Below are 348 nucleotides of genomic sequence, written 5' to 3' on the forward strand. Positions count from 1 at the left end.
CGACCGCAAATGCTGCTGCCCTGCGGGTTCCCAAATTTTCCAGCCACCCGTCGGGAATTGTCTGAGGACATGTTTGAGCGCAGCGAGTTGGTCCTCAGACCCGACGGGTGGCTGGAAAATTTGGGGACCCGGAGGGCAGCAGCATTTGCGGTCGCCTTTTCTTTGGTTACTTTCTTTTGGCGAAGCAAAAGAAAGTGACCGGCTGTCGGGCCGTCCCCGACCAGCATCAACGGAGTACAAAACGCATCAGAAACCACAGAACCAAACAGCCTAAAAAAGAACCACAACCCGTCCCAAACAACCCCAAACAACCATCGATTCGTGCTTGTCCGTGGTACTCGGCATAGA

General features: G+C 54.3%; 1 protein-coding gene. It reads left to right on the forward strand.

What is annotated here, in order from left to right; translation table 11 throughout:
- A partial coding sequence (locus tag ACVBEF_RS20170) for a hypothetical protein (protein WP_447125702.1) occupies positions 1-198 on the forward strand: 198 nt, incomplete at its 5' end.
- Positions 199-348 lie beyond the last annotated feature (150 nt).

Source organism: Glaciimonas sp. GG7 (assembly GCF_052976905.1).